Raw genomic sequence first — 22,782 nt, 5'->3', positions numbered from 1 at the left:
CCTTTTGTTTATTATTTATCTACGATGAAGCCTTGGAAGACTTCAATAAAGTGCTCAGATAAGAAATCTAACTGAGTTTGAGTTTCGACACGTGAAGCGATAGTCTTGATACCCAAGTTATGCGCTGTTCTCGAAATAGAGGTCAGAGTAAATTTCTGCTTCTCATCATCCAAGTGGTGAGTGTAGAGATAATCTAGCTTCACATAAGCAGGACGGAACTCGTTGATGTAATCCAAAGACTGGAAGTTACGCCCATAGTTATCGACACCAAAATCTGCACCTGCCCCGCGTACCGCATTACAGAATAGGGCAGTGTGGTGTGGTGAATTGATAAAGCAGTTTTCAGGAATCTCAAAATGCAACAGTGAGGCAACCGATGAATGTTTGTTTAGCAATTGTGTCACCCAGCGGATAAAGCTTGGCTGAGAGATACTGCTCTGCGCAATGTTGATCGCAACAGGCTCACTAAATTCGCCTGCTTCTAGTCGATCGACAATCGCTTTAATCACATATTCGTCGAATAGGTGGCTAGCATTAAGCTGTTCTAGAGCAAACAAGTATTGATTTGCGCTGTAGCGTTCGCCATCTTTCTCAATCGCAGAGAAAACTTCGCGATGATAAGCTTGCCCCCAACTGTTATTGGCAGCCTGAAAGCGGAAGCTAAACCAATCATTACTGATCGCTTCTTCCACCAAGGTTTTCCACTGCTGTTTACCCATTAGGTTGTCAGTGTCTTCTCCAGTCACATAACCGTAGTTAAGTTCTGGGTTCGACTTGGCATTAGCCAAAGCGTTATCAAGCATAGTGAGCAGCTCTGTCGAGCTTGTCGAAGCCTTGTTGTACACCACACCTAGGGATAGGTTTGCCGTCGCCATTCCTGTTGGATCGGCGTTGATATCTTGCACATAGGTAACAATGCTCTCGGCAATCAACTTAAGCTCAGAATCATCGACATTCGGTAAGATAAAACCAAATTCCTCTGTAGAGATACGCGCTAGAGTGACATCTGGCGATGACATAGACACCTTCAAGTGATCTGCGAGCTCTCGAACCATACCATCACCCGCTTCATAACCTTTTTCTTCATAGAGTTCGCGAATGAAGCTTGCTTCGAGTATTGCAACGCCGCCAATACCACCTTCGCCAATCCACGAGTTAAGCTGACTCATGTAGTAAGCACGGTTACCAAGTTGCGACACTGGATCAATGTAGGCACGTTCACGAAGTTGCTGAGCTTCTTTTGCTTGTGCTTTAAAGGATTTCTCAAGTTGGGCGGACATGCTGTTAATGCCATCAACAACATAGATTAGGTCTTGCGTTGCCGGTCGTGGAAGTGGTTCGCCAAACTGATTGTTCGCGACTTGCTCCATTTTGTTTACGATAAGCTGCAAAGGACGAAGCGCGCGTCTTAGGATGAAAGAGATAGAGAACAAACCAAGCAGCATGATAATACAAAAAGCAATCACTAAGCGTTCAAATGCAAGCCATAGCTGGGTGTAGGCATCCCCAGGGTGGCTGACAATCTCGACTTCGGCTAATTGCATCCATCCGCTCGTCACGACGCGTCGGTCGTGGATCTTTTCAAACAGGTTGAGGCGAGTGAACCATTTTGGCACATTGTTTGGCTTGACTGGATACGAGCGTAGGATCTCGTCTCCGGTATCTAAGAAGATCAAACGCACCACTGAATAGCTACTGCCATCAAACAAGGCATTGATGACCGATTCCACGGCAACTTGGTCCTTGTTTTCTAGATACGGGGCCAATGCGAGACCGACCGTATTGATGGTGTTATTCACCTCAGAGCGCTGCTGTTGAATGAGGTTACTTCGAGTGGTGTTAAATTCGATGATAAACACCGAGATTAACAGCATCAAAATGACCGCAATCATACCTGCGACAAGTTGTTTATATAAAGTCATATTGCCTACTCATCATAATTGACTACTGGTTTATTTAGCTTGAGCGATTTCTCGCGCGCACGGAGGTCATTCCATAGGCTGAGCCTTGAAGACTTCCCTGCAAGTTGTCCCTGTTTCGACTTCATCAGCCATAGATTCTTACCGTTAAAACTGTAGATAGGTAGTAAATCTCGGCGTTTAGATGCACGTTTAATTTGTGGGTTGATGTTGTCGAGCAGAATCGGTTCTGCACTTGGCTTGGAGTAATAGGCCAAAACCATATGAAATTGATTTAATTCAATGGCTTTAACATACACCAAGCGGAGTTTTTTATCTGATACACCTAGTTCAAGAAGGGAAAAATACTTGGCGATGGTGAAGTCTTCACAGTCCCCTGCATTACTGCCAAGGAACTCCAAAGGCGTCGCCCAGTAATCGTTTTTGCCCCATAGGTGAATATCGTTGACGAAATTGAGTTGATTGAAGAAGTTATTTACCTTGGTCAGCTTATCCCGTTCAGGGATCGATTTATACTGCGCCATCTCCTTGCGCCACGTTTCGACACGGCGGCCGGCGCGATCGCCGTAGGTTTTTCGCACAGCATCGACCCAACGTTGCTCTTGGGTGTTAAGAGCAAACGATGTGGTTGTGGCTAACAGCAGTACAGCAAAAGCAATCAGGCCGTTGGCAAACATGCGAACTTTCAAATTGTTTTCTCTGACTCTTTATTGATCATGCAGTCTATTCCTTTAGAGCATTGTTCTGCGCGCTAAGAATTGGCTTAAGCAGATATTCTAAAATAGTGCGCTTACCGGTAATGATATCGACCGATGCGGTCATCCCCGGAATAATCGGTAGCGAGTTGTCTTTGTCTAGACTTGTCTCTTTAGTCCGTACTCGCACAAGATAGTAGCTATTACCCTCTTCATCGGTGGTTGTATCGGCACTTATGTGTTCGAGCGTACCCTCTAAGCCACCGTATTTAGTAAAGTCATAAGCACTAAATTTAACGATAGTGTGAAGGTCTGGGCGCAGAAACGCGATATCTTGCGGCGCGATTTTGGCTTCAACGAGTAGTGTGTCTTCGCTTGGTACAATCTCAACAATATCCATACCTGGTTGGATAACACCACCAACCGTATTGACGTTGAGAGTTTTGACCGTTCCTGTCACAGGAGAGGTAACGACGGTTCTGTTAACTCGGTCTTCTAAACCCACGGTTGATTCTGTAAGCGAAGAGAGTTTGTCCTGTGCTTGGTTTAGCTTCTCTTGTTGCTCTGAGCGGAACTTTTGCGCGGCATCAATGCGGCTGAGCATAGCTTCGCGAATGGCAGATTTAAGGACAGGAACCTTGAGTTCGCTGGAAGTCATTTCGCGGCGAGTATCGTTAACCTGACGCTGAAGTTTGAGCAGTTCGATTCTCGGTACGACACCTTCTTCAGCAAGCGGCTTAGTAATCTCTAGCTCTTTATTTGCAAAGCGGTAGCTCTCACGTAAGTTTCTAACACGAGCTTGGATCTCAACCAGATCTTGTTGTTTCTGCTTTACCTGTTGATCAAGTAGCGAGATCTGGTTACGAAGATTATTTAAATCTTGACGATACTCAGCGCGTTGACGAGCGACTAGATTAGGTTGCGTTTCTTCGAGAATTGGCGGGAAAGCCAACTTATTAAAGTTGAGTAGTACACTCTTTTGCCAGTTGGTTTCATCAAAATCTTCGTTTAGCTCCACACTAGTAATGGAAGCCGAGAGCTGTAAAACACTCGCCGTTAAGTTAGCGACCTGTTGTTCACGCTCACGGTAATCGGAACGGAAACGCGTATCGTCAATTAGCAATAGTTGCTGGCCTTTCTCAACCTTTTGACCTTCACGGACAAGGATCTCTTTGACCAGACCACCTTCTAAGTTTTGTACCACTTGAATTTGAGAAGAAGGAACGACCTTGCCCTGACCGACCGTGACCTTGTCGATTTCGGCCCAAGATGCCCATAAAGCGGCGAGCACAAAAAACAGCACCATGACCCACAGCATCACACGCGCACTATTCGGTGTGTTTAGTAGCAGTGCCGCTGTTTTGTCGTCGACATAGTCCAGTTCGTTTGGAGTAAGCTTGTCATAACCGCTCTTACTCATGGGTAGTCCTTATTATATAGAGTTATTCTATTGATTTTATTACTCATGACCCGAAATGTTAAGGATTTGCTGTCAGATTTATCCTAGTAAAATAGTTAACTTAGATTTAATCGATGGTTTTTATAGAGTGTAGCGTTATCCGTTGCCTTGGGCTTGAGTTCTTATCATTAAGAGCGCACAATCGACAAAAAAATTTCGCCGAGGAGAAAAGATGGAACTTGATGATATTCGTCGCGAATACACAAAAGGTGGTTTGCGAAGAAAAGACTTGTTGTCAGACCCTGTTGCTCAATTCAATTTGTGGTTGAAACAAGCGATTGATGCCAAGCTAACAGATCCAACAGCAATGACAGTGGCGACGGTGGATGAAACAGGTCAGCCGTTCCAACGAATCGTCTTGCTAAAGAACGTCGATGAGCAAGGATTTATATTCTATACCAACCTAGGTAGTCGCAAGGCGCAACAAATCGAGCACAATGCTAAGGTCAGCTTACATTTCCCTTGGCACCCGCTAGAAAGACAAGTCCATATTACTGGCGTTGCCGAAAAACTCAGTGCGGTCGAAAATATGAAGTACTTCTCTTCAAGACCTAAATCCAGCCAGCTTGCCGCGATTGCCAGCAAACAAAGCAGCCGCATTTCAGCACGTGGGGTTTTAGAAGGTAAGTTCCTAGAGCTTAAAAAGAAGTTTGAAGCAGGTGAAATCCCAGTACCAAGTTTCTGGGGAGGTTATCGCATTAGGCCAGAAAGCATCGAGTTCTGGCAAGGAGGCGAGCATCGACTTCATGACCGTTTCTTATTCTCTAAAGATCACGAAGCGTGGCATATTGATCGCCTTGCTCCATAGTCAAAACGCCGCATTACGCGGCGTTTTCTGCATTAAGAGCAACGGAAATCTGAGTTTTTAACAAGGTTTCTGGGATGTAAGACCCGTAGCCTTGCTCAAGCGCTAGATCGATCAGGTGAGCCTTAGAGTGAGCGCCAAATTTGTGTCTAAGCCTAACGACATAGCTTTCTAATGTCTTGATTGAGATCTTCATTATTTTAGCGATATAGCTTGGCTTTTTACCATACAACAAAAGAAACAGTGCTTCAGATTCTCTTGAAGTCAATTTACTGCTTAAGGTACTGGTTGGCGGGGTATCACCAGCTAACGTTTCATTCGATGTTAGCCCAGTCGCCCGACATATCCAGTGGCTAACTTCTAAAATTGCTGTGTTCGACAACTCTTGCCCATAAAATATGGTGCCTTGTACTTGCCCACTGTCATCTAGCCAAGGAGTCTTAGTGAATATGTGCGCACGCCAGCTACCATCGGGGTAGGGGTGGATATCTAAGATCTTAAGCTGTGCCTTGTTCTCTATGACATATCGGTCTTGGCGTACGAAATCAGCAGCACAGCGGGAGGTTGGGCTTGGCATTTGGCTATCCGACAAACCAATACACTGACTCGACTGTGTAAAGCCGATAAGCTTAGCGTAGGCATCGTTGGCGTAAACAAAAACAGAATTGAGGTCTTTACAGCCCCAAAAGCCGGGGAGTTGATTGAATAGAGAGGCTTGTTGTTCGTTCACTTATCAATATAAATCTTATAAAACAGAACGAATATCATATCAGATTTGAATATTCTGTACGATAAAAAATGCCAGGCATCGTACGATGACTGGCAAACACAAGAAATAATCTTGTCGACGTGTAGAAGAGGTTCTATGAACTCAGTGGTTCACTGAGTATAGACGTATCAATAGATACTAAGTTAGGTAATACAACCTGACTCGTTAGTTATCATATCTCTTTGATAGTAATAAAAAAGGGGGGAAATCCCCCCTTTTCGACTGGTTAGTTTATGTCTCGGACGACACGGAACCCAAGGTAGTTTGCCGCTTCAAAGGTAGATAAGAATAGTTGCTTATCAGAAGCCGCCATTTCTGGGGAGAAGTTCCAAGCGCCACCTTTTGCGATACCTTTAGGGCTGCTTGTCCATTGCCAAACGTTGCCCACTACATCATAGAGACCAAGTTGGTTTGGTTTAAAGGCACTGACTGGCGATGTGCTCGTATTAGACCACGGAGTACCACTCCAACCGGTATTGGCTTCACCTGATACGAAGGCGTCGCCCCACCAATATTTATCTTGGCTACCAGCGCGAGCAGCGACTTCCCACTCTTCTTCTGTCGGTAGACGATAAGCAGCGCCTGTCTGCTTGCGTAGCCAATTTGCATACGACTTAGCATCGTTCTGGCTAACACAAACCACAGGGGAGTTCGGATACTGCTTAAAGCCAGGATCACGCCAGCTAGCTTTAGATACGGGAGTGACTTCCCCATTCACAAGTGCAGTACAGGTGTTTTTAAGCTCTGCATCTGTTTGGTAATTGGTGTGCTCAACAAAGGTAGCAAACTGACTGACCGTTACAGGAGTCGCGCCAATGCCGAAAGCATGATCAAGGAATACTTGTTTCGAGGCGTTTTCTCCCGTGAAGTATTTTCCTTGTAAAACAGCAATCATCTCAGGTGCTTGACCATCATTTGCCATACCGTCAGCAAACTTACTGCCTGCTCGAAGTGGGTTCGACTTTTCTTTCAGAACCGCTCGAATGGCAGTGTCAGACTTCACTGAGACTTGCTGGGTAAAGGCTTTGTAGCCTTCTTTTTGTACGGTAATGTCGTGAAGACCGATAGGCAGCATAATCTCAACGGGTGTACTACCGTAGGAAACGCCATCGATATACACACTGTCGTTGAACTGATTAGAACGTACTGCAAGTGTTACCCATGCCATTTCTTGGTCGGCTTGTAGCTCTCGTGACGTGCCAGGTGCGAAACAGTACTGAGTGCCTACTTGTAGCAAATCACATGCTGCTTTCGCTTTAGGGCGTGATTCCAGTTCTACATCCATGATAGTGCGATAACGAACACCATCGTAGAAACCCGCTTGTTTCGTCACGTGCTTAATCACATGGATGTTAAGAGGTGTGTCATTGATATTGCGCTTGACCAGAGCGCTTTCGCTGGTTTGTTCGGCAATTTCAGATCTGAATTGTTTTACCGCTTTTTGCAGAGCAAGCTCTTTAGTTTGCTGATCACATTGTGAAAGCGTGAGCGAAGGTTGGCATCGATTAGTAAAGCTAACGGAAATCTGCTGTGGTTGTTTCAGTTCAGTCCTAAGCTGCTCGACTCTCGCGCGGATTTTATCTTCGTCTAAACTAGCGATCTTTTGTTCAATGGCTTCAAGCTCAGTTTGGCGAGTTGCAAAGACATTACGTATTTCTACCAGCTCTTGCTCTGTCGACAAACGTGCTTTTTGGTTCTGTTTAACCGCCGACCACGCATCTTGGTAAGCTGTTTGTGATGCAGCAAGATCAATGTTTGGATCGTCAATCATGCGTTGGTAAGCATTCTCTAGTTTACTTTTGGCGTTAGAGAACGCGTTATCCAAAGACTTAGCCTTTAGTTCAAGAGAGTCCAATTCTGATTTCTTGCTATCTAGCAGCGCTTGCTGCTGTTCTTTCGCTTGTAGCGCAGCTTTTAACTCATCGTGTGTAGTGAAGAGTTGGTCATCAATCTGAACCAATGTCTTCGGCGCTTCTTCTGCTACCACAGGAGAGAGAAGCAAACACGGAGATAATGCTAACAAAAGGGCTGGTAAACCTGGGCGCATTGTCTTTCTTCTACATCTAATTATTGATTAATTGGCTTATTTTAAACGAAAACGCCACTTTGTCTTAAGTTATCCTTTAATAACTTAGGATCAAAATGGCGTTTTTAGCTCAATCTTGTGAATTCAGTATGAATTTCAAGCGTTATCCACTCGGACGTAGCTTAACCCAAACCGTGTCATTTGCATTCACACTGATTTCGCGGTTGTAGGTTTCGTACCCACTTTTCGATACGGTGACTTGGTGCTGACCACGTGGAAGAACCACTTCTACTGGAGTGCTACCGTAATTGATACCGTTGATAACAACTGCATCATCGTACTGATCAGAACGGACGGTTACGTTTACCCAGTTCTTATCGTTCTTTTTGGTTTTTGCTGCTTGCTCGCCTTTCAAGCAGTAGCGAGAAGAAACATTGAGCAGCTTACATGCCGCTGAAGCTTCTGGTCGAGCTTGAAGTTGAGACTGCATTTGCGTGAAGTAACTGTTGTTACCCTCGAAACCAGAACGGATGATTTGGCTTTCCTGAACGTGGACGTTTAGCTGAACACCTTTGGCATTTTGCTTGGCTAGGTTCGATTCAGTTAAGCGATCCATTAACTTCGCTTTAAACGCTTTTACCGCTTTTTGCTTAGTTAGGTATTGGCCTTGGCTAGTACATTCACCCAATGTCATGGTCGAAGAACAGGTCGTTTTGAAGCTCGTTTCTAGCACATCACTTTCACGTAGTTCTGCGGCAATACGCTTCACACGTGCTTCCACTTTCTGCTCTTGCAGATAAGAAAGCTCAGAGTTGAGTCGAGCCTGTTTCTGCTTAATTTGCGAAAGGCGCATTTCACTTTCTGTGATAGCTTGCTGGTTCTCAAGCAATGAAGACTGGTTTTCTTTCACTTCAGACCATGCGTCCTGATAGGCCTTCTGGAAAGAAACTAAGTCGATGTCTGGATCATCTAAAAGACGGTTATACTGTTTGTCCAGTGCCGACTTGGTTCGATTACGCTTAGCGTTGAGCTCTTGCTCGCTACGCTTAAGTTTACTCTTATCATTCTGAAGTTGTTGGAGGCGTTCAGCTTCAGAGTCGAACTCTGTAGCCATAGTACCCATTTCCGCTTCTTTATTTTCTAATTTACTCTCGATTTCAGCGACAGGATCAGCCTGTACATTTTCATCTGCAAAAATCGAAGTCGAAACCCAAAGAGGGCTTAGCGCAAGCAAAAGCGCTGGGATGCGACGTATGATCATAAGTCCCTGCAACAATTAACGTTTAAATTACCAAAGTAAAATATTTAAACCCAGTACATGTTCGAATCGATATGTACCTTAAAATAGGAAAAAGACAAACTTTTGACAGTCCATTGCTAAGGTGCCTTGCAAAGGTCTATTTCTTCCATTTATTCCTCTCCATTTCTAGAGAGCCTGACCTAAGCTTATCATAAATCGAGATAAACTTATCCATTACCTAATCCATTTTGGGCGCATTGAAGAAATATGCAAGTAAAGAATCTTGATCGATTAGAGGTAAAATGGATAGAAGTGACATAAGCCGTAATTTATGTGCACTTGATCATTCTTCCAGTAGGATGAATGACGATTTTTTCAACAACTGGAAACCGAGTCAGAGACGAGTCTAACTGAGCAAAATGCAACCTATTTGATAAATTATCAATAGGAATTTCGAGTTGAATCACTTTTGGTATACCATGAAGATTCCGCCACCAAATACACTAGTGTACTGCTATGTCTTCACCCTTTAAGTCAGAAAACAAACCATCAGCTGCCAAAGATTTGTCGCCTTTGCCTGCGCAATTGGTCACTTTGCCATCTTACATGGAATGTCATGACCATAATTACACGCAAGTGGTGATTGGATTGAAAGGAAAAGCGGAGTTCGAAGTCAGTGGCTACGGTAATTTGGTGGGGCCCGGCCAAGGCTGTGTGGTGACTTCCGGGACGGGTCATGCTTTTGGTAGCGTATTGGAGCAATCGGATATCTTAGTGCTCAATATGCCGTTGCCTAAAGACGATGATCCTTTGTTGTTACAAAGGCTGAACGACCTCAATCAAAAGGATACCTACTTTCAGCTCGATAGCCAGATTCAAAAGTTGATTCAGATGCTGGTGGCGGAAATGCAGTCTAGCCCAGATGACCTTCTGCTAAGCCGAGCCTGTAACGATACGGTTGTTGCGCTGTTGCAGCGTCACATGTCTGCGTTTGCCAGTGTTCGACGAGATTCGCGTTTTGATTTAGAGGCGATCGACCGTTATATCGAGCAACACCTAAGTCAAAAAATCTCCGTCACGCAGCTTGCTGGCAGTGTGTTCCTTGGCGAGAGCCAGTTTCATTCGTTGTTTAAAGAGCAAATGGGCATCACTCCCCATCAATACGTATTGGGCAAACGCATCGATATGGCTAAGCAGTTGATAGAGCAGGGTCATCTCACTCTAGGTCAAGTGGCCGAATTTACCGGATTCTCCGGCCAAAGTGCCTTCACACACACTTTTTCTCGCCTACAAGGCATGTCGCCGTCTCTGTACAAGAAACAATTTGGTTAAATAAGATAACTTTAACCATATATTATTTTGCTTATTTGCATGTGACTCTGTATTTGTTTTGTTAATAATCAGAGTTTTTAGCAAAAAACTCGGAGTTTTTGACAAGTAATCTTCTCGGGCTCAAAATACACTGCAAGCCATTGTAGGAAACCTGAACTGATTTCAGGTGTGAGATTGAGGAAAACGCATGTTTACAGCGACTGACGTGTTAAATGCTGAGTTTGTTGAGCAACCGCTTAACAAGCTTTGGTCGTTGATCTCTCCACTATACATGGTGGATGAATCACAATGGCTTAATCAATTGTTGCCATTAGCAATGCCAAGCGATGGCGAAAAAGAACAAACTGCGGTTAAGACGACCCAACTTATTGAAGCGATACGAGCGGATAAAAAGTCGATTCAGATGATCGATGCTCTACTGCTTGAATACAGCCTTGATACGCAAGAAGGTATCTTGCTGATGTGTTTGGCAGAAGCGTTGATGCGTATCCCAGATTCAGCAACGGCTGACGCACTGATTCGAGACAAATTGACTGTTGCGGATTGGAAATCTCACCTTAAGAATTCAGACTCTGTGTTTGTTAACGCCTCGACATGGGGATTAATGTTGACAGGCAAAGTAGTTGGTCTTTCTGAAAACGAATCTCAGAGCCCAGTGAGTGCGGTTAACCGTCTAGTGAACAAAATGTCAGAGCCTGTGATCCGTAAAGCGATGCATCAGGCGATGAAAGTGATGGGGCACCAATTTGTACTTGGACGCAGCATTGCAGAGGCGCAAAAAAATGGTCGCCCAATGCGCGACAAAGGCTTCACCTATTCTTATGACATGTTAGGTGAGGCGGCACTAACAACCGCTGACGCTAACAAGTACTTTAAAGATTACCTCATGGCGATTGAAGCCGTAGGGCGTGACAATTACGGATTGGATACTAGCCCAGCGCCATCGGTATCGATCAAGTTATCTGCCCTTCATCCAAGATACGAAGTTGCCAATGAAGAGCGCGTACTGACTGAACTCTATGACACGCTGCAGCAGTTACTTCGCCGTGCGGTTGAGCTTGATGTTGCAATTACCATTGATGCGGAAGAAGCAGACCGACTTGAGCTCTCTCTAAAACTGTTTGAAAAAGTGTATCGCAGCGAACTTGTTAAAGGTTGGGGTAAGTTTGGCCTGGTGATTCAAGCCTACTCGAAACGTGCTTTGCCTGTGCTAGTTTGGATCAATGGTCTAGCAAAAGAACAGGGTGACTTGATTCCACTTCGCCTTGTAAAAGGTGCTTACTGGGATAGTGAAATCAAGTGGTCACAACAAGCGGGTTACACTAACTATCCAGTTTATACTCGTAAAGAAGCGACAGACGTAGCTTATCTAGCTTGCGCGCGCTTCCTACTGAGCGACAATGTGCGTGGCAATATTTTCCCACAGTTTGCTAGCCACAATGCTCAGACTGTGACTTCAATTGCCGTCATGGCAGAGCATAAAGATTTTGAATTCCAACGTCTGCACGGTATGGGAGATTCTCTATACAACCACGCGATGGAAGCCTACCAACAGTCAGTTCGTATTTATGCGCCCGTTGGTAGCCATAAAGATCTGCTTCCTTACTTGGTACGTCGATTACTAGAAAACGGCGCTAATAGCTCTTTCGTACATAGATTGGTCGATGCACGCTGTCCTGTAGAGACGTTGACCCAGCATCCAGTTGATATGCTAAATGCGTTTGAAACGCTAAATAATACCAGTATTCCACTGCCAACTGACGTGTTCCCTGAGCGCAAGAACTCACTTGGCGTCAACGTTGATATTGAAAGTGAAGCTAAGCCGTTTGAGCATGAAGTAGAAAGCTTCTTGAACAAAAACTGGACGGCTGGGCCGATCATTAATGGCGAGTTCCTTGCCGAAAGCATGATCAAGGAAAACATCAACACTGAATCAGTAACAGCGCCTTACGACAGACGTATCCATGTCGGTCAGGTGGCTTTTGCTACCCTTGATCATGTTTCCGCTGCCATTGAAGGTGCAGAGCAAGCATTTAGTGCATGGCAATCGAGTCCAAAATCTCTACGTGCTGAAAAACTGGATACTTTAGCCGACCTACTTGAAGAGCACTTAGCAGAACTGGTTGCTATCTGTCATCAAGAGGCAGGTAAGACGATTCATGACAGCATTGATGAAGTTCGTGAAGCGGTAGACTTCTGTCGTTACTACGCTAAACAAGTCGATGCACTTGGCGAACTCGCAGTGAAAGGCTTTGATGGTCAAAGTCGCGTTGTTACTCGTCAAGGACGTGGTGTCTTTGTTTGTATTAGCCCTTGGAACTTCCCGTTGGCGATTTTCCTTGGACAAATTACCGCAGCGCTTGTTTCTGGGAACACAGTGGTTGCTAAGCCTGCGGAGCAAACTAGCCTAATCGCAGCTCGCGCTGTAGAACTCATGTTAGATGCAGGTTTCCCGGCAGGCACAATCCAACTCCTTCCTGGCCGTGGCGCAGAAATTGGCTCAGCATTGACCTCGCACTCTGCAATCGCAGGTGTCGCGTTTACAGGCTCAACCGCGACCGCGCAGCGAATCAACCAAACCCTGGCAGAACGTGATGCAGCGCCAGTACCATTTATCGCTGAAACTGGCGGTCAAAATGCGATGATCGTCGATAGTACAGCGCTACCAGAGCAAGTGGTTCGTGATGTTATTCGTTCTGCTTTCGCTTCTGCGGGTCAGCGCTGTAGTGCATTGCGCGTTCTCTATGTTCAGGAAGATATCGCCGATCGAATCGTCGCCCTTATTCAAGGTGCGATGCAAGAACTGAGCGTAGGTAAGCCTTATCTGCATTCGACTGATGTTGGCCCAGTGATTGATAAGACGGCTAAAACGAAACTGCTTCAGCACATTGAGCGAATGAGCAGCAGTGAAAAGAAAGTCGCTCAACTTGCGTTGTCTGAAGAGCATGAACACGGAGACTTTGTTGCTCCTACTGCTTTTGAAATTGGTGATATCTCTTGTCTTGAAGAAGAGCAGTTTGGTCCTATCTTGCATATCGTTCGCTTCAAAGCGAGTGAGTTGCACCAGGTTGTTGACCAGATCAATACCACTGGGTTTGGCTTGACGATGGGCATTCATAGCCGTAACGAAACGACCTATCGCTGGATCGAAAAGCACGCTCGCGTAGGTAACTGTTACATCAACCGAGATCAAGTTGGTGCTGTGGTTGGTGTTCAGCCGTTTGGCGGTCAAGGTTTATCTGGTACGGGTCCGAAAGCTGGCGGTCCACACTACCTGTACCGTTTTACCCAAACACAATTTTCTTAATTGAGTGAGCAAGGAGAATAATCATGGTTCATCAAGTAACTCGTTTTTCTGACGCTTTCTCTGCATGGGAAAACTGGAACTTAACTAATTTTGATTCTAAGAGTGAGTGTTTGCTCGCTTTTAAACAGGCTTTACAACAAGTTCAGCCTGAGTTGGCTTCTGTTGTTTCTTACCATATTGAACAGGCTTCAGCACTGCTTGCTGAGACGCATCAGTTGGTTGGTCCAACAGGTGAAACCAACGAATTGTACACCGCAGGTCGTGGTGTAGCTCTTGTGATTCAGGACGATACACGAGAGGAGGCAAAGCTAGCGGTAGTAGCGCAAATCAGCGCAGCACTTATCGCCGGTAACAGCATCATCTTATGCAGTGATGATGCTGAACTATGCCAATCATTAGAAGCTGCTTACCTGCAGTCTTCGTTGCCGACTAACCTAGTACAGTTTGCTGCGCTTGATGCCTATCATCAACTGCTGGAATCGGATGTACGCAGTATTGGTTATGTTGGCAACACTGAGGTTGAAAGGACAATCAACCGACAACTCGCCAAACGTTCAGGTGCGATTGTAAGCCTGACGTCTGAAACGGATTTTGTGAGCCTATCGGTGGCACACGATCCCCATCTAGCGCTTCGTTTTATTACTGAGCGCACTAGAACAATAAATATAACAGCAGTGGGTGGTAACGCGACCTTGCTCGAACTAGGAAGCGAAACCCACTAATCTTCATTGATTTGCCCTCGTTTAGCGGGGGCATTCAGGGAAGGCGATCTTTTAAAAGAGGACAAATCACATGGAAAATAGCTTTGCTATTACAACCACGTTTATTGCGTATCTGATACTAATGCTGGCCATTGGTGTTATCGCTTACCAGCGAACGAAAAGCTCAAGCGATTACTTCTTGGGTGGCCGCTCACTAGGCCCTTGGCCAGCGGCATTGTCAGCAGGTGCTTCTGATATGAGTGGTTGGCTTCTACTTGGTCTGCCAGGCTATGCTTATGCAGCGGGTATCGAAGCGTTCTGGCTAGCAGGTGGTCTACTTGTAGGTACTTGGTTGAACTGGCTAATTAACGCAAAACGTCTACGTACGTACAGTATTACGACCGATGCGCTAACACTACCAGAATTCCTATCTCGTCGTTTCAACGATAATTCAAAACTGATTCAGGTAATTTCTGCTTTCTTCATTCTTTTATTCTTCCTTTTCTACACAAGCTCAGGCTTGGTAGCTGGCGGTAAATTGTTTGAGACAGTATTTGGTTTAGATTACACAACGGCAGTTATCATCGGCACAGTGTGTGTTGTTTCTTACACGCTATTTGGTGGTTTCCTTGCGGTATCTTGGACTGACTTGGTTCAAGGTCTACTGATGGCAGCGGCGCTATTAATTGTACCAATTGCAGCGATGGACGGTGGTTTTGGTCAGTTAGGTAGCGACTTAGCTGCGATCAACCCTGAACTGCTGACACTGTGGGGTGATTCAAAAGGTGAGCCACTTTCAGCAATCGCGATTATCTCGCTTGTTGCTTGGGGTTTAGGTTACTTTGGTCAGCCTCATATCCTTGCGCGTTTCAAAGCATCTCGCTCAAATAAAGATCTAACAACTGCACGTCGAATTGCAGTAATTTGGACCGCGCTATCTATGGTTGGTGCAATGCTCGTTGGTCTAGTTGGTCTTGTGTATGTCACTAACTCTGGTGTGAGTGTTGATGACGGCGAGAAAATCTTCATGTTGCTGGTTAACTCGCTATTCCACCCTGTGATTGCAGGTATCTTACTTGCTGCGATTCTCGCGGCTGTAATGAGTACCGCGGATTCACAACTACTGGTTTCGTCGTCTGCTCTAGCGGAAGACTTCTACAAGCAAGTATTTAAGAAAGATGCGAGCTCTGAAGAAATCGTCATGGTTGGCCGTGTTGCTGTAATCGGTATCTCGGTTGTAGCACTTGTTCTTGCTATGACACCTGACAGCTCTGTACTTGGTTTGGTTTCTTACGCTTGGGCTGGTTTTGGTGCTGCATTTGGTCCTGCTCTTGTACTTAGCTTGTACTGGGAACGCATGAACCGCAATGGCGCGCTAGCAGGTATTCTTGTTGGTGGTATTACCATCGTAGTATGGAAACAGCTATCAGGCGGTTGGTTCGATGTGTACGAAATCGTACCGGGAATTATCTTCTCTGCTATCGCGATTATCGCTATTAGCCTAATGACAGGTGAACCAGAAGAGTCGGTGAAAGCACAGCACGCTAAATTTAAGAAGCAGCTGACTGAACTTGACTAGTTCGCGCTTCTTTTGACAATAAGCCCCGAAGTTCGGGGCTTTTTTCGTATAGAAGCAGTTTATTTGGCTATTTATTGAACTTGCCTCACGTTTTCTAAACTAATGTTTGAATTAAATGAACTCTCGCTTCCACAATGTGTCGATTATCAATAGCGCGAACATTTTTAAGGAGAGAAGAAAATGCCACATATGCACTGCCACTGCTGCGGAAAAAGCACAGCACATAAGATCGTGATGAAACGTTGCGAAGTTCAACATGATTCGGTAGTAAAAAGTATGGCGTGTTTCTTTTCGACTCTGTTCCAAGGTGCGCACTATGTCAAAATGGAAAAACAGGCTTTTTGCCGAGTTTGTAACAGCCAGTCTGAAGTGATTACCTCGCAAGAAACTTTTTCAGATGTGAAAATCGCATAACTTCACAAAAACTTTATCCCAACTTCGCCTAGGTATCAGTGCCGTAACGCTTTTGGCTTAAAATAGCGGTACGTTGTTGTCACTTACTATGAGCGATAAATGGATTTAGATCGAATCGACCGAGAAATTCTTCGCGCCTTGAACCTCAAAGGTCGGCTACCTATTGTTGAACTTGCTAAGCAAGTAAACCTCACTACTTCTCCCTGCTCCGACCGTGTAAAACGTTTAGAAAAAGAAGGTTATATCACTGGCTATCACGCCGAATTAAACCCTGAAAAACTGGGTTTGGACGTTCAGGTCTTTATTCATATCAGATTGGATCAAACGAGCTTCTCTATATTTGAAAAATTCGCCCAAGCCGTTGCCGATATGCCTGAGATTGAGGAGTGTTACTCTCTATCTGGGGATTTTGACACCATGATTAAGGTGAGAGTTAAAGATATGAAGGCTTATCAAAACTTTATGTCGACGAAACTTGGCACGTTACCTGGTGTGATCCAAACCCGCAGTGAAGTGGTGATTGAAGAGCATAAGACAAGTTTCGGCGTCAATGCAGATCTGATTTCTAAGCTATAAAAAAGGGAAGCGACGCTTCCCTTATTGAATCTAACTGTGTCTTACGCGACAAATGATGACGCCACACCAATCAGTCCACCAAAGACACCGCCCCAGACAACCAGCCAGCCTAAGTGCTCTTTAATCATCTTTTGCACCATCTCTTTGACGAGTTTAGGCGTTAGCTCGCTTAGGCGCTGATCGATAATGTTTTCCACGTTGGTTCGTATTTCATCCATCATTGCAGGCGCTTCAAACTGCTCTTTCAAAGCCTCTTTGATGGTGTCACTTTGGCTCATATCCACAATGGCTTCTTTCATCTTATCGACAAACGGCTGCTTCATTGGCTGAAGGGCTTCTGTACCGCCAAACATCGCCAGCATCCCGCCAAACTGAGAGTTCGCAATGACGTCAACCAGTGAGTCGAATGTCGGGTTAAAGTCGATCTTTTCGATCACTGGCTCAAGGTTAAGCGACTTACCTCCAGCTAATTCTTTGCTCAAAAATTTATCGATGTTTTCCTGAGTGAAAAACTGTTCCATCATCAGGTTCTTAATCGCTGCTTTAAACTCTTCGAAACGAGCAGGAATCACACCGGAGCCATACAAGCCGGGCACTTTCTCGAACAACATGTGAATGGCTAACCAGTTGGTGATAGCGCCTGAGAAAGCGAATAAACCGGCATAAAAAGCGACTTGATTACCCGCCTGATGGCCTCCGGCTAGGAGTGCGAGCGCGATGATGTTGGTAAGTAAACTTTTGTTCATGGAGAAAATTGGGTGATTAACTGACAATGGAGCGCAGTATATAACAACTCGATCCTTGAGTGACACTGATTTGCCAAGATAAACGACCCGCTAAATTCAGTGTTATTTCTCTTCCGTGGCAACAATCGCTTGCTTGATGTGCTCTGGAATTGTCGCTTTGGTCTGGTTCTTAAAATCGAACATAACGCAAGTGGCGGTTCCAACGGTGGTTACTTTGCCGACTTTTTTGCTTACGACAAGGTATTCCATTGTAAAACGGTCATCTTTTAGCTCTGATACTCTTGAGCCAATCAGCAAGGTATCAGGGTAGGTCACAGGTATTTTATAGCGACAGTCGGTGTGCCCTAGTACAGGTCCAATATGATGTGTCTTGAGATCGACCAGTAGTTCGATTTTTTTGAAATAGTCCAGACGTGCTGTTTCGAAGTAGCGAAAATAAACCGCGTTATTAACGTGTTGAAGGGCATCCATTTCACCCCAAGCAACTGGTACTTCAGTGACGATAGGGTAGTCGGCCAGTAGATCTTCCATCTTCATTCTCCATTGATGTCGAGCAAATAGTCTAAATCGAACAGAGAATAAAGTGTTACTGATGTTATCAAATTGTGATCGGAAAAGATTTTACACCAAATATACTTGACTCATTTAAGTCAAATGATGCAAATCTCCAGTTCTCCAGTTCTCCAGTTCTCCAGTTCTCCAGTTCTCCAGTTCTCCAGTTCTCCAGTTCTCCAGCTCTCTAGTTATCATATGGCACATCATCAAGTCGCCACATTTTTAGGGTATGACTGACATCTAGGCACTTTCCGAGCAAAATCTGGTATTTAGGGTCGTACGGCTCTCCGATGTAGGTTGTCCGTATGAGTTCGCCTGTTTTCATGTCCACTTGAGTGACGGTTCTACCTTTGAAGTTTTGCAACAAGATAAATTGTTCGCTTTCGTAAACGAGTTGCTCCTTATAGAACCAAAAAGAGTCTTCGGTATGTAGTAGCTTACATTTTAGAGGAAGTGATGAAGAGTGTTGCGCTGAGCTTGGGTTGGTCAACAGCAGCACATACAGTAATAAAGTGCTCATTTCGCCGTCCTTATCCCACCAAAAAGTTAAGTTAAGTATAGGTAAGGGAGTCGAAGTTAGCTGAGAGTTTTATTGAGGCAAAAATAAAGGGCATTGAAGCCCTTTATTTATTATTGAACACCGATTATTGGGTTCGATAGCTTTTCAATATGTCGGCGAGCGAAACCGAAGCCTGCGTTAGGTTAGCGACACCTGCAGAGGATTGCTCAGCTACATTTCGGATGGTGTTGGATTGTGTGCGTATATCACTCAGCTCTGTCGCTATATCGTTTGCTACAGCGCTTTGTTCTTCCGCCGAGGTTGAGATTTGAATGCTCATATCCATCAGAGAGCGCGCCGATTCAGAAATAGACTGTACGTCATTGCCGATATCCGCGACTAAGTCACTGCTGGTTTGCGCTTGGCTAACAGTTTGTTCCGTAATAGACGCAATACTGCGAGTCTCAGATTGCAGCTTTTCAATCATGGATTGAATTTCAACTGTTGCAGATTGGGTACGGCTAGCCAGGGTGCGAACTTCGTCGGCCACAACCGCAAACCCGCGACCTTGCTCACCCGCACGTGCCGCTTCAATTGCTGCATTAAGTGCTAGAAGGTTGGTCTGCTCAGAAATCGCGTTAATGGTGGTAATCACCTCATTAATCTGAGTGGTATTTTCCGTCAGGCTTGCCACTGACTCAGAAGCTTTACCAATGTAATCGGAGAGTCGAGAGATTTCGCTGATCGCTGACTGAACACGAGTGTGACTCTGTTCGATATGCTGGGCATCGTTCTCTGTTTGCGAAGTGGCTTGCTGAGAAATGTTAGACACCTCTTTAGCGGACGCCGTCATCTCTTCCATCGCTGTGGCAACGGAATCTAATGACGCGTATTGCTGGCTAATTTGGGTTTCACTTAGTTTCATCTCTTGTTCAAAAGAGGATGAAGTCTCACTTAAGGTCGTCGCATTCTCTTTCACAGTAACAACCAGTTCGGTTAGAGTATCCATCGCTTTATCAAGCGCGCAGCCTATCGTACCGAATTCGTCTCGCCCAGGATGGAAACCTAAGCGTGAGGTTAAATCCCCTTCACCAATACGTTGCGTTGTCGTGTATAGCACCCAAAGCGCACCACCGAGGAAAGTGGCCACCCAATAACAGAAAATGGCAAACGGAATCACCCAAAGGAAGCTTAATGCAAAACTGGTTAGTGCTTGTGACTTCGCTGCTTGTACTAGGCTCTTGTTGTTGAGCACAAGTTGATAGGCTTGACCGCTTGGAGCCTGCGCGGTCACTGTTGCGATACCATCATTGTATTGAGGTTTGTTTATCGAACTCGTCGCTGAGACGTTTGGCAGTTGCAAAATACTCTCTGCAGAGCCAACGCTTAATATCCCTTTAAGTTGGTGCTCTGCCGCCTGAATTGTTTGCTGCTCTAATGCATTTGTCTCTTGGTAATATCTGCCACCCGCAATCGCTGCTACTGCAATTAGGAACAAGGCAAATAATACCCACATCTTGTCATTGATGGACATCTTGATAAACAAGCGGTCTATCGTTCGAAATTCAACTTCTTTCATATCAGGATTCCTACACCGTCAATACCAAATGGCTTATCTGTCATTTTGTAAAAGTATGTTTATAAATTTATCGGTCTGAGGTGAAGAATTATGAGTCTCTTGTCGCACTAATTTGTAATCATAATTTGTGTTTATTCCAGTTATGTGATGATGATCGATTTTTGCTGGGTAATTATCCCAATCAAACAATAGACTCACTGATGAGTGAGTCGAGTTTCGAGAGTGTTTTTATGTGGGCTTGATTCTTGCTGTAGCGACTAGCAACGATGATGAGTGGAGTAATCATGGAAATAAAAACCGGTCAGTTAGACCACCCAGCAATTCTTAAGTTGTTAGAAGAGCACCTTGCCGATATGAATGCGACATCTCCTCCTGAAAGTGTGCATGCGTTGGATGTGAGCTCGCTGCAAGATGAGAGCGTAACATTTTGGAGTGGATGGAAAGCAGATAAGCTTATGGGTTGTGCCGCGATTAAACGTTTAGACGCTAATCATGTTGAAATCAAGTCAATGCGCACTTCAAGTGCTGCGAGAAATCAGGGTGTTGCTTCGTTTTTGCTTCAGCACGCATTGGACTTTGCGCGGCATGAGGGCTTTACTAGAGTCAGTCTGGAAACGGGCTCAATGGGATTTTTTGCTCCCGCAAGAGCCCTTTATGAGAAGTACGGCTTTCACTACTGTGAGCCATTTGGTGACTACACGTTAGATCCAAACAGTCAATTTATGACGTTAGAACTTCATAGTTAGCGCAAGCCCACTAACTCTGTTCAACCGTTTTTGGGCGTTGGAACATCTGTCGAGGTGAAAACCCGGTCACCATCATGGTGCCACTTAGCACCAAAGTGGTGCCAACGATAGTGTTCCAGCCTATCGGCTCATCTAAGATCAGTGTTCCCCACAAAATACCAAATACAGGAATCAAGAAAGTGACAGATAGAGCCGAAGCGGCACCTTCATCAGCAACCAACTTGAAGTAAAGTAAATAGGCTGCGCCAGTACACAAGACTCCAAGCGCAATAACCGACAGCATCTCTTGTTGGCTAGGTTCACCTCTCATAGGCATGAAAGGCAGTAGGGGCAATATAATTAACACGGCTGCCCACATATTACCGTGGGCGTTATCGAACGCCGCAATTTTCGGTGCCGTCTTCGTATAGTTTGTTGCGATGCCATAACTGAACGCTGCCATTACACCTGCAAATATTGGTAGGGCAGCATCAAGGCCGATGTTGATTGCATCGACACCGACTAAGGTGATCACCCCAGCAACCCCGATCAACATGCCTAGACTGGCCTTCGCAGTAAGAATCGCTTTGTGCCAAAAGATACCAATCAGCGCACCCCATATAGCTGCAGTTGAATTTAATACCGATAAGGTCGAGGCGTTTAGTGTTTGCGCTGCATAGGCAAACAGCATAAAGGGTAATGCGGTGTTGAACAGCCCGATGATCATAAAGTGTTTGAAATTACTGCGAAATGCGAGCTTACGTTTTAAATACAGTGAAACAAGAAGCAAACTGATCGCAGCGAACCCAACCCTAAACTCAATCAAAAAAGCAGGGCCGAAGGTATTCGCGGCGATACGCATAAATAGAAACGAGCCACCCCATATAGCGGCTAGGCAGATTAAGCGAAGAAAGCTTGCTGTACTCATTATTATTCCCTTCTTATTTGTTACGCCAATGTGAAGCAAATTGACGTAATAGGCAATAGTAGAAAGGATTAGATTTCCGGAAGTGGCTATATTGCGCGTTTTTTCATCTGATGAGAAAGCGCTCAATCTAAGGCATCGTCATCACTATGCAGTACTACTAATCTAGAACATATCTATCTAGAGTCTGTTGACCCTAACTGAAGCACATCACGTTATGAACTTGATCGTTAATGTACACAAAGGTATTCGAAAGCACGGGTTTGAAATGGCCACGCGACAAGCATGGAAGTGTGGGATGAAAGCCAATTTAGTGAAGCGTGTTATTGGTGTTGCTCGCGGGCAGATTGTCTGCGTGATTGAAGGTGTTCGCCCTGAGCTTTCGACCGAGATTAACAACGCGCTACACAGTGATGAGAAGCAAGGTCGATATGTCTTTGTTGGTGGCGTCGTTTGGCAACCCAATGACCTGCTTGCCCCTGGCTTTCCTGACTTTATGTTTATGCACCTAAGAAACTTAGGCACTAAACATAAATACATGACGGACGATGAATTGTTTCTGAATCTGGCCTAGGGGTGGACATGATAACGTTATTTTTAAAGTGTTTGCTCGGCGCCGCTGCGGTCATGATGATCGCATTGCTGTCTAAGTCGAAGAGTTTCTATATTGCGGGATTAGTACCGCTATTTCCTACCTTTGCATTGATTGCACACTATGTGGTGGGAAGTGAGCGAAGCATGGAGGACTTGCGTGTTACTGCTCTGTTTGGGCTCTATTCGCTGCTACCGTACGCAAGTTATTTGCTCGCGGTTTATTATTTCAGCTATACCTTTTCGCTCGTGCATACCTTATCGATGGCGACAGCGGTGTGGCTTACCTCTTCGATGGTATTGCTGCTTATTTGGACCAAAGCATTAGCTCTGAGTTAAA

At 45.1% G+C, this 22,782-nt stretch carries 21 protein-coding genes; 10 read left to right on the top strand and 11 right to left on the bottom strand.

Annotated elements, in window-relative coordinates:
- Nucleotides 1-11: 11 nt before the first annotated feature.
- The 3 genes from LYZ37_RS21455 to LYZ37_RS21445 are packed head-to-tail and all read right to left on the bottom strand — an operon-like array spanning nt 12 to nt 4,034.
- Nucleotides 12-1,922, bottom strand: coding sequence for a bifunctional diguanylate cyclase/phosphodiesterase (locus LYZ37_RS21455; RefSeq protein ID WP_272787534.1), 1,911 nt, complete (start codon nt 1,920-1,922; stop codon nt 12-14).
- 5 nt (nt 1,923-1,927) lie between these two features.
- Nucleotides 1,928-2,596: a transglutaminase-like cysteine peptidase gene (locus tag LYZ37_RS21450; RefSeq protein WP_239854825.1), complete on the bottom strand. Its 669-nt coding sequence runs from the start codon at nt 2,594-2,596 to the stop codon at nt 1,928-1,930.
- Nucleotides 2,597-2,642: 46 nt separating this feature from the next.
- The gene (locus LYZ37_RS21445; RefSeq protein ID WP_272787533.1) at nt 2,643-4,034 is read right to left on the bottom strand and encodes an HlyD family type I secretion periplasmic adaptor subunit; all 1,392 of its coding nucleotides are present in this window, start codon (nt 4,032-4,034) and stop codon (nt 2,643-2,645) included.
- 211 nt (nt 4,035-4,245) lie between these two features.
- Between LYZ37_RS21445 and pdxH the strand changes: the two genes are divergently transcribed.
- Nucleotides 4,246-4,881 (top strand): pyridoxamine 5'-phosphate oxidase, encoded by a 636-nt coding sequence (pdxH, locus tag LYZ37_RS21440; RefSeq protein ID WP_004745800.1) that lies wholly within the window; start codon nt 4,246-4,248, stop codon nt 4,879-4,881.
- A gap of 13 nt (nt 4,882-4,894) precedes the next feature.
- Here pdxH and LYZ37_RS21435 read toward each other — a convergent pair whose 3' ends face one another.
- From LYZ37_RS21435 to LYZ37_RS21425, 3 genes are all read right to left on the bottom strand, one after another.
- Nucleotides 4,895-5,608, bottom strand: a complete 714-nt coding sequence (locus LYZ37_RS21435; RefSeq protein ID WP_272787532.1) for a helix-turn-helix transcriptional regulator — start codon at nt 5,606-5,608, stop codon at nt 4,895-4,897.
- A gap of 265 nt (nt 5,609-5,873) precedes the next feature.
- Entirely contained in the window at nt 5,874-7,694 is a 1,821-nt protein-coding gene (locus LYZ37_RS21430; RefSeq protein ID WP_272787531.1) for an SUMF1/EgtB/PvdO family nonheme iron enzyme, read from the bottom strand.
- Nucleotides 7,695-7,836: 142 nt separating this feature from the next.
- Complete coding sequence (locus LYZ37_RS21425) at nt 7,837-8,934, bottom strand: PEGA domain-containing protein (RefSeq protein WP_069668435.1); 1,098 nt, start codon at nt 8,932-8,934, stop codon at nt 7,837-7,839.
- A gap of 495 nt (nt 8,935-9,429) precedes the next feature.
- Between LYZ37_RS21425 and LYZ37_RS21420 the strand changes: the two genes are divergently transcribed.
- From LYZ37_RS21420 to LYZ37_RS21395, 6 genes are all read left to right on the top strand, one after another.
- Nucleotides 9,430-10,245, top strand: coding sequence for an AraC family transcriptional regulator (locus LYZ37_RS21420; protein ID WP_272787530.1), 816 nt, complete (start codon nt 9,430-9,432; stop codon nt 10,243-10,245).
- Nucleotides 10,246-10,432: 187 nt separating this feature from the next.
- Complete coding sequence (gene putA, locus LYZ37_RS21415; protein ID WP_272787529.1) at nt 10,433-13,552, top strand: bifunctional proline dehydrogenase/L-glutamate gamma-semialdehyde dehydrogenase PutA; 3,120 nt, start codon at nt 10,433-10,435, stop codon at nt 13,550-13,552.
- Between the two features lie 23 nt (nt 13,553-13,575).
- Complete coding sequence (locus LYZ37_RS21410; RefSeq protein ID WP_272787528.1) at nt 13,576-14,274, top strand: 1-pyrroline-5-carboxylate dehydrogenase; 699 nt, start codon at nt 13,576-13,578, stop codon at nt 14,272-14,274.
- A gap of 70 nt (nt 14,275-14,344) precedes the next feature.
- Nucleotides 14,345-15,832: a sodium/proline symporter PutP gene (gene putP / locus LYZ37_RS21405; RefSeq protein WP_272787527.1), complete on the top strand. Its 1,488-nt coding sequence runs from the start codon at nt 14,345-14,347 to the stop codon at nt 15,830-15,832.
- A 180-nt stretch (nt 15,833-16,012) separates the two neighbouring features.
- On the top strand, nt 16,013-16,246 hold the full coding sequence (locus LYZ37_RS21400) for a hypothetical protein (RefSeq protein WP_004749665.1): 234 nt from the start codon (nt 16,013-16,015) through the stop codon (nt 16,244-16,246).
- 99 nt (nt 16,247-16,345) lie between these two features.
- Entirely contained in the window at nt 16,346-16,822 is a 477-nt protein-coding gene (locus LYZ37_RS21395) for an Lrp/AsnC family transcriptional regulator (protein WP_004744557.1), read from the top strand.
- 41 nt (nt 16,823-16,863) lie between these two features.
- On the opposite strand, the gene LYZ37_RS21390 is transcribed toward LYZ37_RS21395, so the two are convergent.
- The 4 genes from LYZ37_RS21390 to LYZ37_RS21375 all read right to left on the bottom strand — a co-directional run bounded on the left by LYZ37_RS21390 (nt 16,864) and on the right by LYZ37_RS21375 (nt 20,201).
- A complete protein-coding gene (locus tag LYZ37_RS21390) occupies nt 16,864-17,568 on the bottom strand; it encodes a DUF445 domain-containing protein (RefSeq protein ID WP_171320072.1) in 705 nt (234 codons plus the stop codon).
- Between the two features lie 102 nt (nt 17,569-17,670).
- Nucleotides 17,671-18,099 carry an acyl-CoA thioesterase gene (locus LYZ37_RS21385; protein ID WP_272787526.1) on the bottom strand — a complete coding sequence of 143 codons (429 nt, stop codon included), beginning with the start codon at nt 18,097-18,099 and terminating at the stop codon, nt 17,671-17,673.
- Between the two features lie 208 nt (nt 18,100-18,307).
- Entirely contained in the window at nt 18,308-18,643 is a 336-nt protein-coding gene (locus LYZ37_RS21380) for a hypothetical protein (protein WP_171320070.1), read from the bottom strand.
- Nucleotides 18,644-18,767: 124 nt separating this feature from the next.
- Complete coding sequence (locus LYZ37_RS21375; RefSeq protein ID WP_272787525.1) at nt 18,768-20,201, bottom strand: methyl-accepting chemotaxis protein; 1,434 nt, start codon at nt 20,199-20,201, stop codon at nt 18,768-18,770.
- 284 nt (nt 20,202-20,485) lie between these two features.
- On the opposite strand from LYZ37_RS21375, the gene LYZ37_RS21370 reads away from it, so the two are divergent.
- Nucleotides 20,486-20,947, top strand: a complete 462-nt coding sequence (locus tag LYZ37_RS21370) for a GNAT family N-acetyltransferase (protein ID WP_272787524.1) — start codon at nt 20,486-20,488, stop codon at nt 20,945-20,947.
- A 10-nt stretch (nt 20,948-20,957) separates the two neighbouring features.
- On the opposite strand, the gene LYZ37_RS21365 is transcribed toward LYZ37_RS21370, so the two are convergent.
- A complete protein-coding gene (locus tag LYZ37_RS21365; protein ID WP_272787523.1) occupies nt 20,958-21,854 on the bottom strand; it encodes a DMT family transporter in 897 nt (298 codons plus the stop codon).
- Between the two features lie 214 nt (nt 21,855-22,068).
- On the opposite strand from LYZ37_RS21365, the gene LYZ37_RS21360 reads away from it, so the two are divergent.
- Entirely contained in the window at nt 22,069-22,425 is a 357-nt protein-coding gene (locus LYZ37_RS21360) for a hypothetical protein (protein WP_004744564.1), read from the top strand.
- Between the two features lie 8 nt (nt 22,426-22,433).
- Nucleotides 22,434-22,781, top strand: a complete 348-nt coding sequence (locus LYZ37_RS21355; protein ID WP_272787522.1) for a GlpM family protein — start codon at nt 22,434-22,436, stop codon at nt 22,779-22,781.
- The last annotated feature ends 1 nt before the right edge of the window (nt 22,782 follow it).

This window comes from Vibrio tubiashii, from assembly GCF_028551255.1.
Lineage (GTDB): Bacteria > Pseudomonadota > Gammaproteobacteria > Enterobacterales > Vibrionaceae > Vibrio > Vibrio tubiashii_B.
This window is presented reverse-complemented; position numbering and strand designations above follow the sequence as displayed.

Excerpts from the sequence above, each read along its gene's own strand:
- LYZ37_RS21425 (WP_069668435.1), bottom strand. The coding sequence starts at position 8,934 with ATGATCATACGTCGCATCCCAGCGCTTTTGCTTGCGCTAAGCCCTCTT.
- LYZ37_RS21430 (WP_272787531.1), bottom strand. The coding sequence starts at position 7,694 with ATGCGCCCAGGTTTACCAGCCCTTTTGTTAGCATTATCTCCGTGTTTG.
- LYZ37_RS21395 (WP_004744557.1), top strand. The coding sequence starts at position 16,346 with ATGGATTTAGATCGAATCGACCGAGAAATTCTTCGCGCCTTGAACCTC.
- LYZ37_RS21420 (WP_272787530.1), top strand. The coding sequence starts at position 9,430 with ATGTCTTCACCCTTTAAGTCAGAAAACAAACCATCAGCTGCCAAAGAT.
- LYZ37_RS21355 (WP_272787522.1), top strand. The coding sequence starts at position 22,434 with ATGATAACGTTATTTTTAAAGTGTTTGCTCGGCGCCGCTGCGGTCATG.
- LYZ37_RS21360 (WP_004744564.1), top strand. The coding sequence starts at position 22,069 with ATGAACTTGATCGTTAATGTACACAAAGGTATTCGAAAGCACGGGTTT.
- LYZ37_RS21370 (WP_272787524.1), top strand. The coding sequence starts at position 20,486 with ATGGAAATAAAAACCGGTCAGTTAGACCACCCAGCAATTCTTAAGTTG.
- LYZ37_RS21450 (WP_239854825.1), bottom strand. The coding sequence starts at position 2,596 with ATGTTTGCCAACGGCCTGATTGCTTTTGCTGTACTGCTGTTAGCCACA.
- LYZ37_RS21455 (WP_272787534.1), bottom strand. The coding sequence starts at position 1,922 with ATGACTTTATATAAACAACTTGTCGCAGGTATGATTGCGGTCATTTTG.
- LYZ37_RS21410 (WP_272787528.1), top strand. The coding sequence starts at position 13,576 with ATGGTTCATCAAGTAACTCGTTTTTCTGACGCTTTCTCTGCATGGGAA.
- LYZ37_RS21385 (WP_272787526.1), bottom strand. The coding sequence starts at position 18,099 with ATGGAAGATCTACTGGCCGACTACCCTATCGTCACTGAAGTACCAGTT.
- LYZ37_RS21400 (WP_004749665.1), top strand. The coding sequence starts at position 16,013 with ATGCCACATATGCACTGCCACTGCTGCGGAAAAAGCACAGCACATAAG.
- LYZ37_RS21375 (WP_272787525.1), bottom strand. The coding sequence starts at position 20,201 with ATGAAAGAAGTTGAATTTCGAACGATAGACCGCTTGTTTATCAAGATG.
- LYZ37_RS21445 (WP_272787533.1), bottom strand. The coding sequence starts at position 4,034 with ATGAGTAAGAGCGGTTATGACAAGCTTACTCCAAACGAACTGGACTAT.
- LYZ37_RS21390 (WP_171320072.1), bottom strand. The coding sequence starts at position 17,568 with ATGAACAAAAGTTTACTTACCAACATCATCGCGCTCGCACTCCTAGCC.
- LYZ37_RS21365 (WP_272787523.1), bottom strand. The coding sequence starts at position 21,854 with ATGAGTACAGCAAGCTTTCTTCGCTTAATCTGCCTAGCCGCTATATGG.
- putP (WP_272787527.1), top strand. The coding sequence starts at position 14,345 with ATGGAAAATAGCTTTGCTATTACAACCACGTTTATTGCGTATCTGATA.
- LYZ37_RS21380 (WP_171320070.1), bottom strand. The coding sequence starts at position 18,643 with ATGAGCACTTTATTACTGTATGTGCTGCTGTTGACCAACCCAAGCTCA.
- putA (WP_272787529.1), top strand. The coding sequence starts at position 10,433 with ATGTTTACAGCGACTGACGTGTTAAATGCTGAGTTTGTTGAGCAACCG.
- pdxH (WP_004745800.1), top strand. The coding sequence starts at position 4,246 with ATGGAACTTGATGATATTCGTCGCGAATACACAAAAGGTGGTTTGCGA.